At 46.6% G+C, this 16,647-nt stretch carries 11 protein-coding genes; 7 read left to right on the plus strand and 4 right to left on the minus strand.

Going from position 1 to position 16,647, the window contains the following annotated elements; genetic code table 11:
* Nucleotides 1-119: 119 nt before the first annotated feature.
* The gene (locus BUB85_RS12380; protein ID WP_073110924.1) at nucleotides 120-1,724 is read right to left on the minus strand and encodes a CTP synthase; all 1,605 of its coding nucleotides are present in this window, start codon (nucleotides 1,722-1,724) and stop codon (nucleotides 120-122) included.
* 278 nt (nucleotides 1,725-2,002) lie between these two features.
* Nucleotides 2,003-3,481, minus strand: coding sequence for a DUF1846 domain-containing protein (locus BUB85_RS12385; protein ID WP_073110926.1), 1,479 nt, complete (start codon nucleotides 3,479-3,481; stop codon nucleotides 2,003-2,005).
* A 162-nt stretch (nucleotides 3,482-3,643) separates the two neighbouring features.
* Here BUB85_RS12385 and ftsH point away from each other — a divergent pair, with 162 nt between their 5' ends.
* From ftsH to BUB85_RS12405, 4 genes are all read left to right on the plus strand, one after another.
* Nucleotides 3,644-5,698: an ATP-dependent zinc metalloprotease FtsH gene (ftsH, locus tag BUB85_RS12390; RefSeq protein WP_200803566.1), complete on the plus strand. Its 2,055-nt coding sequence runs from the start codon at nucleotides 3,644-3,646 to the stop codon at nucleotides 5,696-5,698.
* A 95-nt stretch (nucleotides 5,699-5,793) separates the two neighbouring features.
* Entirely contained in the window at nucleotides 5,794-7,647 is a 1,854-nt protein-coding gene (uvrC, locus tag BUB85_RS12395; RefSeq protein ID WP_073110931.1) for an excinuclease ABC subunit UvrC, read from the plus strand.
* 70 nt (nucleotides 7,648-7,717) lie between these two features.
* The gene (gene hprK, locus BUB85_RS12400) at nucleotides 7,718-8,644 is read left to right on the plus strand and encodes an HPr(Ser) kinase/phosphatase (protein ID WP_073110933.1); all 927 of its coding nucleotides are present in this window, start codon (nucleotides 7,718-7,720) and stop codon (nucleotides 8,642-8,644) included.
* A gap of 22 nt (nucleotides 8,645-8,666) precedes the next feature.
* Entirely contained in the window at nucleotides 8,667-9,599 is a 933-nt protein-coding gene (locus BUB85_RS12405; protein WP_073110935.1) for an ROK family glucokinase, read from the plus strand.
* 151 nt (nucleotides 9,600-9,750) lie between these two features.
* Here the strand turns inward: BUB85_RS12405 and BUB85_RS12410 are convergent, their stop codons facing one another.
* The gene (locus BUB85_RS12410) at nucleotides 9,751-12,381 is read right to left on the minus strand and encodes a transglycosylase domain-containing protein (protein ID WP_073110937.1); all 2,631 of its coding nucleotides are present in this window, start codon (nucleotides 12,379-12,381) and stop codon (nucleotides 9,751-9,753) included.
* 227 nt (nucleotides 12,382-12,608) lie between these two features.
* Between BUB85_RS12410 and BUB85_RS12415 the strand changes: the two genes are divergently transcribed.
* Nucleotides 12,609-13,259 (plus strand): YigZ family protein, encoded by a 651-nt coding sequence (locus tag BUB85_RS12415; protein WP_073110940.1) that lies wholly within the window; start codon nucleotides 12,609-12,611, stop codon nucleotides 13,257-13,259.
* Between the two features lie 462 nt (nucleotides 13,260-13,721).
* Here BUB85_RS12415 and hpf read toward each other — a convergent pair whose 3' ends face one another.
* Nucleotides 13,722-14,261, minus strand: a complete 540-nt coding sequence (gene hpf / locus BUB85_RS12420) for a ribosome hibernation-promoting factor, HPF/YfiA family (protein WP_073110942.1) — start codon at nucleotides 14,259-14,261, stop codon at nucleotides 13,722-13,724.
* Nucleotides 14,262-14,673: 412 nt separating this feature from the next.
* Here hpf and BUB85_RS12425 point away from each other — a divergent pair, with 412 nt between their 5' ends.
* Together BUB85_RS12425 and BUB85_RS12430 are read left to right on the plus strand one after the other, a co-directional pair.
* A complete protein-coding gene (locus tag BUB85_RS12425; RefSeq protein ID WP_073110944.1) occupies nucleotides 14,674-15,246 on the plus strand; it encodes a TetR/AcrR family transcriptional regulator in 573 nt (190 codons plus the stop codon).
* 207 nt (nucleotides 15,247-15,453) lie between these two features.
* Entirely contained in the window at nucleotides 15,454-16,587 is a 1,134-nt protein-coding gene (locus tag BUB85_RS12430) for a serine hydrolase domain-containing protein (protein ID WP_073110946.1), read from the plus strand.
* The last annotated feature ends 60 nt before the right edge of the window (nucleotides 16,588-16,647 follow it).

The raw sequence follows: 16,647 nt of genomic DNA on the forward strand, positions 1-16,647 counted from the left end.
CGATTGTGTTCGGTCCCCGGAGCATCCCCGGTTTTTTATATTAGGAATTGCCGACAAACGGTCAGCGCACAGACCGCCCATCGGCAGCCGCGACAAGCCGTCCCGTTCACCAAATCCCCCTACCCGCGATACTTCAAAGCGGCTTCAACAAACCCTTTGAAGAGTGGATGTGGGCGGTTTGGTCTGGACTTCAGTTCCGGGTGAGCCTGCGTGGCGATAAACCACGGGTGGTCCGGAATCTCGATCATCTCCACGATCCTTCCGTCCGGTGAGAGACCGGAGAGGAGCATTCCATGATTGATGAGATCATCGCGATAGTCATTGTTGACCTCATAGCGATGGCGGTGACGCTCAGAAATCTCACCCTCACCGTATAGTTCGTAGGCTTTGGAGGACTGATCCAGAACACATGGATAAGCACCGAGTCTCAGTGTTCCGCCGATATCCTCAATGCCAATCTGATCCGGCATGATGTGGATGACCGGGTGTGTGGTATCCGGTGCCAGTTCCACACTGTGTGCGTCGTTGAAGCCGACCACGTCGCGGGCAAATTCTACGATTGAAAGCTGCATGCCAAGGCAGAGTCCAAGGAATGGAACGTTATGGGTTCTTGCATATTTGATGGCTTCAATTTTTCCGTTGATTCCGCGGTCGCCGAAACCGCCTGGAACAAGGATTCCGCTGACATCACCGAGCTGTTCCGCTACATTTTCCGGTGTGACGGTCTCAGAGTCCACCCATTTAATATTCACCGTAGTGTGGCTGAAGATACCGCCGTGCTTGAGAGCTTCTACAACACTGATATACGCATCGTGGAGCTGGATATACTTGCCGACCAGAGCAACCGTGACCTCTGAGGTCGGAGTCTTCAGGCAGTCGACCATTTCCGTCCAGTCCTTCAGATCCGGCTCTGGACAGTCCAGGTGCAGGCATTCGCACACAACGCCGGCAAGATTTTCAGCCTCCATGGCAAGCGGTGCCTCATACAGGTATTCTACATCCAGATTCTGTAGAACGTGGTTGGCAGGTACGTTACAGAAGAGTGAAATCTTGTCCTTCATGGCAGGCTCGAGAGGCAGCTCAGAACGGCACACGATGACATCCGGCTGGATACCGATTTTCTGCAGCTCTTTTACACTTGCCTGAGTAGGTTTGGTCTTGAGTTCGCCGGACGCTCTCAGGTAAGGAATCAGAGTGACGTGGATGAGGGCGACATTATCATGACCTCTGTCGTGCTGGAACTGTCTGATCGCCTCCAGAAATGGCTCACTCTCGATGTCACCGACAGTACCGCCTACTTCGATGATGGCAATCTCCGTGTCTGTGGCAGCCGGATTGCGGTAGAAACGGCTCTTGATTTCGTTAGTGATATGTGGGATTACCTGAACGGTACCTCCTCCGAAATCCCCGCGACGCTCTTTCTGCAGAACGGACCAGTAGATTTTTCCGGTGGTTACATTTGAATTTTTTGTGAGGCTTTCGTCGATGAAACGCTCGTAATGTCCGAGATCCAGATCGGTCTCAGCACCGTCATCTGTGACGAATACCTCCCCGTGCTGAACCGGGTTCATGGTTCCGGGGTCGATGTTGATGTATGGATCGAATTTCTGCATGGTTACCGTGTACCCACGGGCCTTCAACAGACGTCCTAAAGATGCTGCGGTGATTCCTTTTCCGAGACCGGATACGACTCCACCTGTTACAAATACATATTTTACTGCCATATGATCCTCCTATGTGAATTTGAATTAATGAGTTCTGGGGCTTTGGATTCTCTTTATCGACTTTTTTGGAGAATAGTCGATTCGGGCTTTGCTGATACTGTCAGATTTTAGACAGCTAAAAAATACTTAAAAAGTATACACCCAAATAAAAAGAAAATATAGTATTTTTTGAAAAACAAAGTAAAACACACTGTAAAACAAAAGAAGGTAAGAAATAAGAAAAAAAGGACAGAAATTCCCTACAGAATTTCCGTCCCCATTGACGAATACGTTCTCTTTTAGTGGTAGTGCTGTTTGGTCTCGTAGGTTGCCTCGGATGTGAGATCTACACCAAGTTTTTTGAATACTTTGATATCGACATCGGACAGCATGACTGAGGTGTGTACCTGGCAGCCCTTCAGGTTCGGAACCTGTGCCAGCGCCCGGTCTGCCGCCGGATTTGTGTAGGAGCTGGTGGACAGTGCAATCAAAACCTCGTCGGTGTGAAGTCTTGGGTTTTTGCTCTGCAGGTAGTCCACCTTCAGCTTCTGGATCGGTTCGATAGCCTCAGGAGAAATCACGTGTTGTTCGTGACTGATTCCAGCGAGATCCTTCAGTGCGTTCAGCAAAAGTGCGGCAGAAGCTCCGAGTAGATTGGTGGTTTTTCCGGTGATGATCCGGCCATCCCCGAGTTCCATTGCCGCGGCCGGACCATCGGTCTCTCTGGCACGGGACAATGCGGCATCCACCACCCTGCGGTCGTGAACGGTGACCCCGATCTGGTTCATCAGAAGTTCGATTTTCAGTGCCTCGTCCTCGCTGCTCTCGCCCTTCAGCAGTGATCCGAGCGCATGGTAATAACGGCGGATAATCTCCTGTCTGGAAGCCTCCTGGCACGCTGCATCATCACTGATACAGTTTCCGGCCATATTGACGCCCATGTCAGTAGGTGATTTATAAGGACTTTCCCCGTATATTTTTTCAAACATGGTGTTCAGAACCGGAAAGATCTCCACATCACGGTTGTAGTTGACTGTGGTCTTGCCGTATGCCTCCAGATGAAACGGATCAATCATGTTGATGTCGTTTAAGTCCGCGGTGGCAGCCTCATACGCCAGATTGACCGGGTGCTTCAGCGGAAGATTCCAGATCGGAAATGTCTCGAACTTGGCATATCCGGCGCGGATGCCGCGTTTTTCCTCGTGGTAGAGCTGGGAGAGGCAGGTTGCCATCTTGCCGCTGCCGGGTCCCGGTGCTGTGATGATCACCAGCGGGCGTGTTGTCTCAATATAATCGTTTCTGCCAAATCCCTCATCGCTTACGATGTGTGGAATGTTGGAAGGATAGCCGTCGATAGAGTAGTGCAGGTAGACCTTAATGCCAAGGTGCTCCAGCCTGTTTTCGAACAAGTTGGCGCTGGTCTGACCACTGTACTGCGTGATTACCACACTGCCGACAAAAAGTCCGTTGTCCTTGAAAGAATCAATCAGACGGAGAACATCCAGATCATAGGTGATGCCAAGGTCTCCGCGAATCTTATTCTTCTCGATATCTTTTGCGCTGATGGCGATGACAATCTCGGCCTGGTCGCTGAGCTGCTTGAGCAGACGGAGCTTACTGTCCGGTTCAAAGCCGGGCAGCACGCGTGCTGCATGGTAGTCGTCAAACAGTTTGCCGCCAAATTCCAGGTATAGTTTGTTGTCAAATTGATCGATGCGTTCACGAATATGCTGAGACTGCATATCCAGGTATTTTTGATTGTCAAATCCTATTTTCATATATGACCTTCCCCTTGTCTGATGTTTTATAATTTTTTTACCCCAATACAGTCTATAGTATACTATAAAACCCCCTTAGTTTACAATATTTTCATAATGTTTTTATTGATTTATGTGGAGTTCATACTTATAATAAAGCATATGACGTTTAGGAGGAGAAAAATGGACAACCAAAATAATAAAAATAACCAAAGTCCGCGGAACGGAAAGCAGGGATGGATGGTTATTTTAATTACCACACTGCTGACTGCTTTTCTGGTATACGGTCTGTATTCTATGATGCAGAGCGGCAGCCCGGAAGAGATTACTTATAATAAGTTCCTGAAGATGATTGATGAGGGGAAGGTTGAGAAGGTTACGATATCATCCAGCCAGATTTACATCACATCAAAAGATGACAAGAACAAAAGTACGGCAAATGAAATCGAGAACGCACTGACAGGAACAGAAAATCAGAAAGAACAGGCGGAGAAGGAACCTGATTACTATACCGGTCTTGTGAAGGACGATACGCTGTCCGACAAGCTGTATGCGGCCGGGGTGGAATACGAGCAGGAGATTCCGGATACGACCTCGTCCATGATGTTTGAGATTTTTGTGACAGTGATTCTTCCGATCCTGATGCTGGTACTGCTCTTTGTATTTATGACCAGAAAGATGTCAAAGGGCGGCGGCATGATGGGAATCGGGAAGAGTAATGCAAAAGTATACGTGGAAAAAGAAACAGGTGTCACTTTTGCGGATGTGGCAGGACAGGACGAGGCGAAAGAGTCTCTGGAGGAAGTCGTAGATTTCCTTCACAATCCTGGAAAATACACTGGAATCGGAGCGAAGCTTCCGAAAGGAGCATTGCTTGTGGGACCTCCGGGAACCGGTAAGACATTGCTTGCGAAGGCGGTTGCAGGAGAAGCAAAGGTACCGTTCTTCTCACTTTCCGGATCCGCATTTGTGGAGATGTATGTCGGTGTCGGCGCATCCCGTGTGCGTGATCTGTTCAAGCAGGCACAGCAGATGGCACCGTGTATCGTGTTTATCGATGAGATTGATGCCATCGGCAAGAGCCGTGACACTGGCATGGGAAGTAATGACGAGCGTGAGCAGACCCTGAATCAGCTTCTGGCGGAGATGGATGGATTTGATACGAACAAGGGACTGCTTCTGCTGGCGGCGACCAACAGACCAGAGGTTCTCGATCCGGCACTTTTGAGACCGGGACGTTTCGACAGACGGATTGTCGTGGACAAGCCGGATTTGAAAGGACGTATTGATACCCTGAAGGTACACTCCAAAGAGGTGAAGATGGATGAGACGGTCGATCTGGAGGGCATCGCACTTGCGACGTCAGGTGCAGTGGGATCGGATCTTGCGAATATGATCAATGAGGCGGCAATCAACGCAGTTAAGAACGGCAGACAGGTCGTGTGCCAGAATGATTTGTTTGAGGCGGTCGAGGTCGTGCTGGTCGGCAAGGAAAAGAAAGACCGGATCATGAGCAAAGAAGAACGCCGGATCGTGTCTTACCATGAGGTGGGTCATGCGCTGGTAAGTGCATTGCAGAAGGATTCGGAGCCGGTGCAGAAGATTACGATCGTGCCGAGAACGATGGGAGCACTGGGCTACGTAATGCAGACACCCGAGGAGGAAAAGTTCCTCAACACGAAGAAGGAGCTGGAGGCTATGCTGGTGGGAATGCTGGCTGGCCGTGCGGCGGAAGAGATCGTGTTCGACACGGTGACGACCGGTGCATCCAACGATATCGAAAAAGCGACGAAGATCGCGAGAGCCATGATTACTCAGTATGGTATGTCCGAAAAATTCGGACTGATCGGACTGGAATCTATACAGAACCGTTATTTGGATGGCCGTGCGGTGATGAACTGCAGTGATGACACCGCGGGCGAGATTGATAAAGAAGTGATGGGCATGCTGAAGTATGCTTATGAAGAAGCGAAGAGACTGCTCAATGAGAATCGTGAGGCACTGGATAAAATAGCGGCCTTCCTGATTGAGAAGGAGACCATCACCGGCAAGGAATTTATGAAGATATTCCGTGAAGTTAAGGGAATCGAAGAACCGGAGGAAGGCGCAGCGGCAGAGAGCACTTCCAGAGAAGAACGCATCATCATGAAACCGGCAGCGGAGCAGAATGCGGAGGAAGAGACAGAATCTAAAGCAGGGATCGAGGTTGCGGATGAGGATGCATTTGAGGCAGAGTAAGCGGCCGTGCCGGCAGTAATAAAATGTTCAAAGAATAAAAAAGGACAAGGCAATTTGCCTTGTCCTTTTTGCACATTCAAAGTATAATATAACTTATGGAAAATAATAATTTTATAATAGAAGATGAACTGAAAAAACTGCCCGGAAAACCGGGCGTATATATTATGCATGACGAGATGGACCGCATCATTTATGTGGGAAAAGCGATCAGCCTGAAGAACCGTGTGAGACAGTATTTCCAGAGCAGCCGCAATAAGGGTGCCAAGATAGAGCAGATGGTGACGCATATCACGCGATTTGAGTACATTGTGACAGACTCGGAGTTGGAGGCCCTGGTCCTGGAGTGCAACCTGATCAAGGAGCACCATCCGAAGTACAATACGATGCTGATGGATGACAAGGCGTATCCGTTTATCCGGGTGACTGTGGAGGAGGCCTATCCGCGTATCATGCTGGCCCGCAGGATGAACAAGGACAAGTCGAAGTATTTTGGACCTTATACCAGTTCCGGTGCGGTCAGGGATACCATTGACCTGATACGGAAACTGTATCAGGTGCGGAGCTGCAGCCGGAACCTTCCGAAAGATATCGGGAAGGAGCGGCCGTGCCTGAACTATCATATTAAGCAGTGCAAGGCACCGTGCCAGGGATATATTTCCGAGGAGGAGTACCGCAAGGCGATCGATGAGGTGCTGCAGTTTCTGAATGGCAGATACGATACCATTCTGGGAGAACTGGAGGCGAAGATGAGTGAGGCCTCGGAGAATCTGGAGTTCGAGCGCGCCATCGAGTACCGGGAAATGATTGGAAGTGTAAAAAAAATCGCCCAGAAGCAGAAGATCACGGACAGCAGCGGTGAGGACAGGGATGTGCTCGCCGTGGCAACGGAAGGCACTGACGCAGTGGTACAGGTATTCTTTATCCGCGGTGGAAGATTGATCGGACGGGATCATTTCTATCTGCGGATCACAGAGGGGGAGGAAGTGTCGGATATCCTCTCGAGTTTTATCAAGCAGTTTTATGCGGGGACGCCGTATATACCGGGAGAACTTTTCCTGCAGGCCGAGATTGAAGATGCGCAGGTGCTGGAGGAGTGGCTCGGAACAAAGCGAGGCCACAAGGTGACCATCAGAGTGCCCAAAAAGGGCACGAAAGAAAAACTGGTGGAATTGGCGGCGAACAATGCAAAAATGGTTCTGAGCAAGGATAAAGAGCGTCTGAAGAGGGAAGAGGGGCGCACCATCGGGGCGGTGAAAGAAATTGAGCAGCTGTTGGGACTGGATGGAGTTGTCCGGATGGAGGCGTACGACATTTCCAACACCAACGGATTCGCGTCGGTTGGTTCGATGGTGGTCTATGAGCATGGGAAACCGAAGCGCAACGATTACCGGAAGTTTAAGATCAAGGGTGTACAGGGGGCGGATGATTATGCCAGTATGCGCGAGGTTCTGACCAGAAGATTTCGCCATGGGCTGGAAGAACGAAAGAGCGAGAAGGAAGTGGGGCGCTTTACCACATTTCCGGATCTGATCATGATGGACGGAGGAAGAGGCCAGGTCAACATCGCATTGGAAGTGTTGGATGAGCTGAAGCTGAATATCCCGGTCTGTGGTATGGTAAAAGATGATCACCACAGGACAAGGGGGCTGTATTTTAACAATGTTGAGATCGAAATCGACCGGTCCTCGGAGGCGTTCCGCCTGATTACCCGCATCCAGGACGAGGCTCATCGGTTTGCGATAGAATTTCACAGAAAGCTGCGCGGGCAGAACCAGGTACACTCGATTCTGGATGATATACCCGGGATCGGACCGAAGCGGCGGAAGGAATTGATGCAGCATTTTATGAATCTGGATGCCATCAAAAATGCATCGGTGGAAGAACTGAAAAAACTTCCATCCATGAATGAAAAATCGGCTGGTGAGGTATACAACTTTTTTCGTGAGTGATATACTGAACGTAGCTGTTACAGTGCGGATGATCGCTATCCGTTTATTTTAAGATGAAAAGGAGATTATTATGACAAAAGGTGTTAAGTTAAAAGAATTGGTTGAGAAGATGGACTTGAAGAATCTGACCCCGGATATCGATCTGTCAGACCGGAATGTTGCAGTTCCGGACGTGAACAGACCGGCACTTCAACTGACCGGATTCTTTGATCATTTTGATTCAGAGCGGGTGCAGATCATCGGCAATGTAGAGTATGCTTTTTTAGAGACACTGGATGCGGAGAAGAAAAAAGAAATCTATGACCAGCTGCTTCAATATGGAATCCCCTGTATTATCTTCAGCAAGAACCTGGAACCGGAGGATTACCTTCTGGAGAAAGCGCAGGAGTCGAATATTCCAATATTTCAGACAGTCCAGTCAACCTCTCCTTTCTCTGCGGAGCTGATTCGCTGGCTGAATGTAAAGCTTGCCCCGTGCATTTCTATTCATGGTGTGTTGGTAGACTGTTATGGTGTCGGTGTCATGATCATGGGAGAGAGCGGGATTGGAAAGAGTGAGACCGCACTGGAGCTGATTAAGCGTGGACACCGCCTGGTGACGGATGATGTCGTGGAACTTCACAAGGTCAGCGATGATACGCTGGTCGGCATGGCACCTGACATCACGCGGCATTTTATCGAGATGCGCGGTATTGGTATCGTGGATGTGAAGACGTTGTTTGGTGTACAGAGCGTCAGAGAGACACAGAATATTGACCTTGTCATTACGCTGGAGGACTGGAATAAAGACAAAGAGTATGACCGTCTGGGACTGGAAGATGAGTATACAGAATTTCTTGGAAATAAAGTGGTCTGCCACACACTTCCGATTCGTCCGGGGCGTAATCTGGCCATGATCGTCGAGACAGCGGCAATCAATCACAGACAGAAACAGATGGGATACAATGCGGCCCAGGAATTATATAGAAGAGTGCAGGAGAATCTCACAAAGAACTAGTACAGTGGAAAGGAATTTTATTATGAAATATTGTTTTGGAGTAGATGTAGGTGGAACAACGGTTAAGATGGGACTTTTTGAGTTTGACGGAAAGATTGTGGAGAAGTGGGAGATTGTCACCCACACGGAAAATGAGGGAGCGGCAATCCTTCCGGATGTGGCAGAATCCATCAAACAGAAGATAAAAAAATATAACATCAGCCTGGAAGATATCTATGGCATAGGCATGGGAGTTCCGGCACCGGTCAGCGCGGAAGGAATCGTGTATGATAGTGCAAATCTTGGCTGGAAATACAAAGAAGTAAAAAAAGAGCTGGAAGAATTGACCGGAATGAAGGCTGAGATTGGAAATGATGCCAATGTAGCTGCGCTGGGAGAAATGTGGAAAGGCGGCGGAATGGGCGAGAAGAATCTCGTGATGGTGACGCTTGGAACCGGAGTGGGCGGCGGAATTATCATAGACGGGAAGGTCCTCACAGGGGCGCATGGATCCGGCGGCGAGATCGGTCATATCTGTGTGAACTATGAGGAGACGGACTCCTGTGGCTGTGGAAATCATGGATGCCTGGAGCAGTATGCATCCGCAACCGGAATCGTGAGACTTGCCAAAAAGAAGCTGGAGGAAGATTCCAGAGATACGATGCTCAGAAAGAGATCGCTGTCGGCAAAATCTGTTTTTGATGCGGTAAAAGAAGGAGATGAGGTAGCGAAAGAAATCGCAGTCTCTTTTGGAGAATATCTCGGACATGCTTTGGCAAATATTGCAGTGATTGCAGATCCGACAATTATCGTAATCGGCGGCGGAGTTTCAAAAGCAGGAGAGATTCTTTTGCCATACATAGAGAAACCGTTCAAGGAACGTGCTTTTTTTGCAAATCTGGATGTGACATTCGCACTGGCGACTCTGGGAAATGATGCAGGAATATGTGGTGCAGCAAAACTGATTCTGGAATAAGAGGAGCATGAGACTGCAAGTATCCTCCTGAATGGAATAAGTGTAAAAAAGAGAGATAAAATAAAAAGATATGCCCTCTGTCAAACAGACACGGGGCATATCTTTTTATTTTATCTCTCTTTTTTATATGGCTGAATAAGTGATCTTAATTTTACTGTGCCGCAGAGTCACCACCGCCAGAGTCACCACCACCGGTAGTGTCGCCGCCACCGGTAGTGTCACCGCCGCCAGTAGTGTCGCCGCCACCGCCAGTAGTATCACCGCCGCCGGTAGTGTCGCCGCCACCGCCAGTAGTATCACCATTGTTTGTCTGGCCGTTATCATAATCGGTACTGCCGTTAGTAGTTCCAGTTCCGTCAGTAGTGTTTCCTGTAGATGAGTCGTAGGTTCCGCTTGAATTATTGGAGCTGCTGGATCCGTTTGAATTATTGTTGTAGGTGTAACCATGTCCTGGGCAAACCTGGGTAGGAGCAGTTGCTGTAGCAAAATAATCGGTAACAGCCGGACAGCCGGAATTAGCAATCAGACCGGTCTGTGTACAAACGGTAAGCTGTTCGATAGAAGGTGGAATATCAAAAGCCTTGGTTTCAAGATTTTGATGAACACGATCCATAATGCTTCTCCATAGAGTGAGATGCCAGGATGTTTCCCAATCGTTTAACGGCTTGTTGGTGTCATATCCGCCCCAGACAGAGCAGGTATAGTAAGGCGTATATGCTGAAAACCAGATATCTACGTTGTCACTGGTCGTTCCGGTCTTGCCGGATACCGGCATATTGGTGATTGCTGCCTGGGTACCGGTACCTTTTGTGACTACGTCCTGCATGGCATTGGTGAGCAATGCAGCTGTGGATTCCTGAACTACCTGATGCTGGTCAGGAGTGTTGTCCAGCAGAACAGCCCCGTCGTGATCTAAAATCTGTGTGTATAATATCGGCTTCGTATAAACACCACTGTTGGCAAGAGAGGCATACGCCGCGGTCATCTCGATGTTATAGACGCCTCGCGTGATACCACCGAGAGCGGTAACCTGCTGAATATCAGAATAGCCCGGATAGTCAGGGTCTGTTCCATCTACCAGAGTGCTGAATCCGAAATTGATCAGATAATCAAAACCGGTCTGTACGCCGATGGCCGTCAGTGTCTTAACGGCGCAGACATTCATGGATTGTTCAATTGCTTTTCTGACGGATTGGTTTCCTTTATAGTAGTCGCCCCACCAGTTCTTGATCGGATGACCGGTCGTTGTTGTGAATGGCTCGTCCAGAATCTGTGTCTGCAGTGTATAGCCGCCTACGTCCAGTGCAGGCGCATAGGCCGACAAGATCTTGAAGCAGGAACCGGGCTGTCTGGTAGCTTCTGTCGCTCTGTTATAAGAAAGACTGGTTTCTTTGGCGCCGCGTCCACCGACAATTGCTTTTACCTGGCCGGTATACTGATCCATAATGACAACCGAGGTCTGCGGCTGCGGCGGGTAGGAAGTCTTTTCGTCCAAAATGTCACCCTCACCAATGTTGAGTGTGGTTTTATATTCCTCCACTGCCTGTGTGGCAGCCTCTATGCTGTCGAATACAAGAGGATACTGTTCTCCGCGGGTGTTTGCAAGATAGTCGCGCAGCATCTCTGTGCTGTAGTTTTCCACAGAACCATCTGTTCTTGTGACCGTGGCTCTGAACTCTACTCCATAGTAGATGGAGGAAGGATAGTTCGCGTCATTGGCAACTTCCTCATCAGCGATGGCCTGAATGGTGGGATCCTGTGTTGCTGTGATGGAAAGTCCGCCGCTGTATACTGCATTATAAGCCTGGGTGTAAGAATATCCCAGCTGATCTCGAAGATCCTGAATGACTTCTGCGGATAATTCATCAATAAAGTAGGAATAAGGGGAATCGTCAGAACCATCTACGACTGTGGCCTGAATACGGTCATATACCGGGTCCGCTTTGGCTTCATCGTATTCCTCTTGGGTGATGTATCCCTGTTTTAACATTTTGCTGAGAACTTCATCCCGGCGTGTCGAGTTTGCCTCCGGATGATTTACCGGGTCGTAGTTTGTAGGACTCTGTGTGATTCCGGCGATGACTGCAGCCTCCGACAGGGTGATCTCACTTACATCTTTATTAAAGTAGCGCTGAGAAGCAGCCTGTACACCGAGGCAGTTCTGTCCTAAGTTGATGGTGTTCATGTAAGCCTCAATGATCTCATCCTTACTCATCTGTTTTTCGATTTCGACCGCTAAAAATTGCTCCTGCAGCTTACGTTCTACACGGTCATATAAGGTTTTTTCTTCGGTAAAGTCCGGAAATACATTATTCTTGATCAGCTGCTGGGTCAGGGTACTTGCACCCTGTGAGAGATCTCCGCTTGTGAGACCGATCACGCCGGCTCTCAGAATACCCTGCATGTCAATGCCGTTATGCTGATAAAAACGTTCATCCTCAATTGCAACAAAAGCTTTTGCAAGGCAATCTGGAATCTCGTCAATTGTCTTGTAGATACGGTTGGATCCGGAAGATACGAAGCGTTCCAGTTCGGTGCCGTCCTGAGCATATACAAAAGTGGTGTAGCCGGATGGTTTAACATTGGTGGGTGATACATCCGGGGTATCATCCAGAATCCGCTTTACAAACATACCACAGCCCGCGACACCGAGGATGATTGCAAGAAGAACGCAGATAAGAAGTGCTTTAAAAAGCCTTACACCGACGCGTTTCTTTTTCATATTTGTTTTTGAAGAAATATCTTTTTGCCGCTTGGCGGCATTCTCTTTTCCGTAATTCATGAATAATGTCCTCCTTTACCCATACAGGCTGATTATAACAAACTTAAGACATTAAATAAAGGTAAATTATAAAAACTTAATTATTTTGTATGGGGTGGAAAGAAGTTCTATTGTGGCTGCAAATGCCTGTGTCTTCAGCGGAAGTGGTGTTTTGCGTGAAATGGGATTGGTTTTTGACGTGATTCTTGGTATAGTATGAGAAGAAAAGGGAAAGGCAGGAAGAGAATATGCTCAATTCTTATCAGACAATATATAGAGGCGGAACGGGAGAAATCGTAGAGAAAAAATCACGTTTTATTGTGACGACATTTCCGGTTGAGACAGAGGATGAGGCGACCGCAATTATAGAGAAGGTGAAAAAACAGTATTGGGATGCCAGACATAACTGTTGGGCTTATACGGTTGGTGTAGAGCAGCCGCTTGTGCGCTGCAGCGATGACGGGGAACCCAGCGGAACGGCCGGAAAACCGATAATGGAGGTGATTACGGGGCAGGAACTGAAGAATGTGCTGGTGATTGTGACGCGGTATTTTGGCGGGACACTGCTCGGAACCGGCGGATTGGTACGGGCTTATACTGCGGCGGCGAAGGCCGGGATTGACGCGAGCGTGCAGGTTGTGAAGACATTTGGGTATAAGCTGCGGGTGAAGACGGATTATACCGGATTGGGGAAGATCCAGTATATATTGGGGCAGCGCGGGCTGACGATTTTGGATTCGGTGTATACGGATGTTGTAGAGGTGGAAGTGCTGGTTCCGGCGGAGGATGAGGAACGGATTGTGGCGGAGATTGTGGAAGGGAGTAATGGAAAGGCTGAGATGGAGAAGGGGGCGGAGTGCTTTTTTGCGAAGGTGGATGGGGAGATGGTTGTGTTCTGACGGGGGGCGGCAACAGCGCTTCGCTGGTTGCCTGGGGAATGGGTGGAGTTGAGTGGGCAACGGCGCTTCGCTGGTTGCTTGGGAATGGGTGGAGTTGAGTGGGCAACGGCGCTTTGCTGGTTGCCTGGGGAATGGGTGGGAGTGAGTGAGCAACGGCGCTTTGCTGGTTGCCTGGGGAATGGGTGGGAGTGAGTGAGCAACGGCGCTTCGCTGGTTGCTTGGGGATGGGGTGAATGGGGGAATGAGTGGGTGGAGCTGTGGGCAACGGCGCTTCGCTGGTTGCTTGGAGTGGGGAGGATGGAGTTTGTGGGTGAATGATTTAGGGTCACAAGCCGTGCACGCCCCGAAAAGGGCTTTTCGGGGCTGTCGGGCTGGCGCCCTATATAAATAAAAAGGAGAAGACCTGCCAGTGTGCGAGCACCCTGGCAGGTCTTCTCTTTTTTATTTATGCACGGCTTGTGGCTAGGCAAATTCTGGCTCGATCAACCCGTAGGATCCGTCTTTTCTTTTATAGACTACGTTTACATCTTCGGTTTCTGCGTTAAAGAAGACGAAGAATGTATGACCAAGAAGTTCCATTTGGATGCAGGCATCCTCTGGATACATTGGTTTGATGCCGAAGCGTTTGGTGCGGACGATTTTGATTTCGCTTTCGTCGGTGTTGTCTTCGGCGTCTACAAATTCTTGTTTGAAGTTGCTGGTTCCGATGCCCTGGTTTTTGGCTACCAGTTTGTTTTTGTATTTGCGAAGCTGCCTTTCTATGACTTCTTCTACTAAATCAATAGATACGTACATGTCATTGCTCACCTGCTCGGAGCGAATGATGTTTCCTTTTACTGGTATGGTTACCTCGATTTTCTGTCTCTCTTTTTCTACGCTGAGGGTGACGATAATCTCGGTTTCAGGAGTGAAATACCTTTCGAGTTTTCCTAATTTCGATTCGATTGTGTCCTTCAAGCCTGGTGTTACATCGATGTTTTTTCCGCTGATAATAAAATTCATGATGCTCAACTCCTTTTATTCGTATTTGTACAAAACTGATGTATGAAACTATGTTAAAATCATGTTTGTACTATGTAAATATTATACCACGAAAAAAAATGAATGTATAGACGAGAAAATGAAAGATTTGTGTTGTCAGCTGGCGGCAGGCTACTGTTCACACGCAAGCTTGACACCTGCTGTCAAGCTATGCGCCAATCAAGTAAATATAACCATGAGCCGGTCCCATCATCAAAGATGATTTAAAAACGGACCGGCGACGTTACTGGAACAGATTGGAGCTGCAATTCCAACTTTTTTCTTGTGAGATACATGCTTTTATAAAATTGATTATCTAGGTTATACTTTGTGAGTAAATTTTATTCATTGACTTTTAACATATATCGTCATATAATTTCTTTGGAGGTGCATTATGCAAAGAATAACCAAAAATCCAGAAACCAGACGACAGGAAATAATAGATGCGGCTATTGGCTTATTTGTTGAAAAGGGTTATGAACATACGAGTATGCTTGACATAACTAAGGAGATTAATGTATCACAGGGTTTGTGCTATCGTTATTTTAAGTCGAAAGAAGAAATATATCAAGCTGCATTGAACTTATACGTAGAACAGGGAGTCGATTGTTTTAATGCCATGATGCAAAATAAGAATTGTTCGCTTTTTGAACTTATTGATACCCTTCCTGCATTGCATGATATGGTAATTGAGGATAATCAATACCATAAATTTTTTAATTCACCTGGTAATTCTAATTTTCATCTACAGATGGAAATTGCTTTAATAAATGAACTTATTCCTATTCTCACAGAACGACTTGAATCAGCTAAGGAAAATAGAGAAATTAATATTGAAAATTCAACGCTATTAGCAACTTTCTTCTTTTATGGGCAACTGGGAATATGGCAAAGAGGTGATATAGAAAATAAAGAAAAAATAAAATATATAAGAGAGTATGCAAGAGCGCTATTGGAAAGGAATTAATATGGGACTGTCGCACTAAGTAATTAGTGCACACTGCTGGATTTAATCAGCTAGTGTGACAGCCCTTATATTTTGATAATAAAAATGAATGAAATTTACTCACCATCTTCACTTGTTCATATTTTTTTTATAATGGCACTTATATGTACTTTCATATTATTTACGTCAAATTGTGTTTATGCTGATACAAAGCAGGAGAAAACTGATATGGAAACAACTATTTCAAAGGAAAAAGCAAAAGAAATTGATGACCTTATTAAAAAGACATTTCAATCAATTCCTATTGACCATCTATCTATAACAATTACAGATCAAGAAGACGAATTGTTTTCTATGAACTATGGTGCGGGGATAACTGGCAGTTCTTCTTTTGTACTTGGTTCTACAAGCAAAGCATTTACAGCCGTAGCTATGTTTAAATTATTGGGAAAATTTTCAATAAGTATTGACACACCTATCTGTCACTATTTACCCGAAATAAACTGCACCGATGAAATAACTATTAGAGATTTACTTAATCATACCAGTGGGATAGGTACTTATGAAACAATAGATAATCTTAAATTTTCTGGTAAATATGGTGCGTTTGAATACTCTAATGCTAATTACAATCTAATTGGCAGTGTTATAGAAGTGATAACAGGAAATACCTTTTCAAATTATGTCGAAACACAAATTTTTACCCCTTTAAAAATGAAACAAAGCTTCGCTTTTTCAGATAGCGCAAAATCAAAAGTAATGCAGGGATATAAAGCATATTTTGGATTTTCTTTACCGTATGACACAAAAGTGCCAAATGAATATTCATGGATACAGGAGCCTTCGGGATATTTATGTTCAAGCACCGCTGATATGGGGAAATTTTTGCGGTATATGATGAAGTACTCATATGAGGGAAACCAATTATCAAAAATAGTCAAGGAAAATGGTGTATCAGTAAAGAATAGTCCTGCTATTGAAGATATTTATATCAATAACGATGGAATATATAGTGCGGGGTGGATAAACAAAACAATAAACAACGTTGATATTCTCTACCATACGGGAAAGTTATCTAATTTCTGTAGCTTTTCCGCATTAATTCCTGACAAGCATCTGGGCATATCAATTACGTGTAACTTCGGGGATTTTTTAGTAGGCACAAACCAGATTGAGAAATTGTATGAGGGAATAACTTCAATTTTGATTAACAAGGATATCGCGAATTATATAAATCCATATGACTATTTCATAAGACATTCTGTTATAAATTCTATATTACTGATACTGCTTATGTTATGCAGTTTGCCATTTATATTATATTATTGTAACTGTTCAGAACCCCCTTGGGGAACTAATTAATTTTTGTACAAAACAGAGAATTTTTAAAACCTGTTTTGCGATATTATTTCGGTAATTGGT

The sequence above is a fragment of the Hespellia stercorisuis DSM 15480 genome, from assembly GCF_900142165.1.
Classification (GTDB): domain Bacteria; phylum Bacillota; class Clostridia; order Lachnospirales; family Lachnospiraceae; genus Hespellia; species Hespellia stercorisuis.

Excerpts from the sequence above, each read along its gene's own strand:
- BUB85_RS12380 (WP_073110924.1), bottom strand. The coding sequence starts at position 1,724 with ATGGCAGTAAAATATGTATTTGTAACAGGTGGAGTCGTATCCGGTCTC.
- BUB85_RS12385 (WP_073110926.1), bottom strand. The coding sequence starts at position 3,481 with ATGAAAATAGGATTTGACAATCAAAAATACCTGGATATGCAGTCTCAG.
- ftsH (WP_200803566.1), top strand. The coding sequence starts at position 3,644 with ATGGACAACCAAAATAATAAAAATAACCAAAGTCCGCGGAACGGAAAG.
- uvrC (WP_073110931.1), top strand. The coding sequence starts at position 5,794 with ATGGAAAATAATAATTTTATAATAGAAGATGAACTGAAAAAACTGCCC.
- hprK (WP_073110933.1), top strand. The coding sequence starts at position 7,718 with ATGACAAAAGGTGTTAAGTTAAAAGAATTGGTTGAGAAGATGGACTTG.
- BUB85_RS12405 (WP_073110935.1), top strand. The coding sequence starts at position 8,667 with ATGAAATATTGTTTTGGAGTAGATGTAGGTGGAACAACGGTTAAGATG.
- BUB85_RS12410 (WP_073110937.1), bottom strand. The coding sequence starts at position 12,381 with ATGAATTACGGAAAAGAGAATGCCGCCAAGCGGCAAAAAGATATTTCT.
- BUB85_RS12415 (WP_073110940.1), top strand. The coding sequence starts at position 12,609 with ATGCTCAATTCTTATCAGACAATATATAGAGGCGGAACGGGAGAAATC.
- hpf (WP_073110942.1), bottom strand. The coding sequence starts at position 14,261 with ATGAATTTTATTATCAGCGGAAAAAACATCGATGTAACACCAGGCTTG.
- BUB85_RS12425 (WP_073110944.1), top strand. The coding sequence starts at position 14,674 with ATGCAAAGAATAACCAAAAATCCAGAAACCAGACGACAGGAAATAATA.
- BUB85_RS12430 (WP_073110946.1), top strand. The coding sequence starts at position 15,454 with ATGGAAACAACTATTTCAAAGGAAAAAGCAAAAGAAATTGATGACCTT.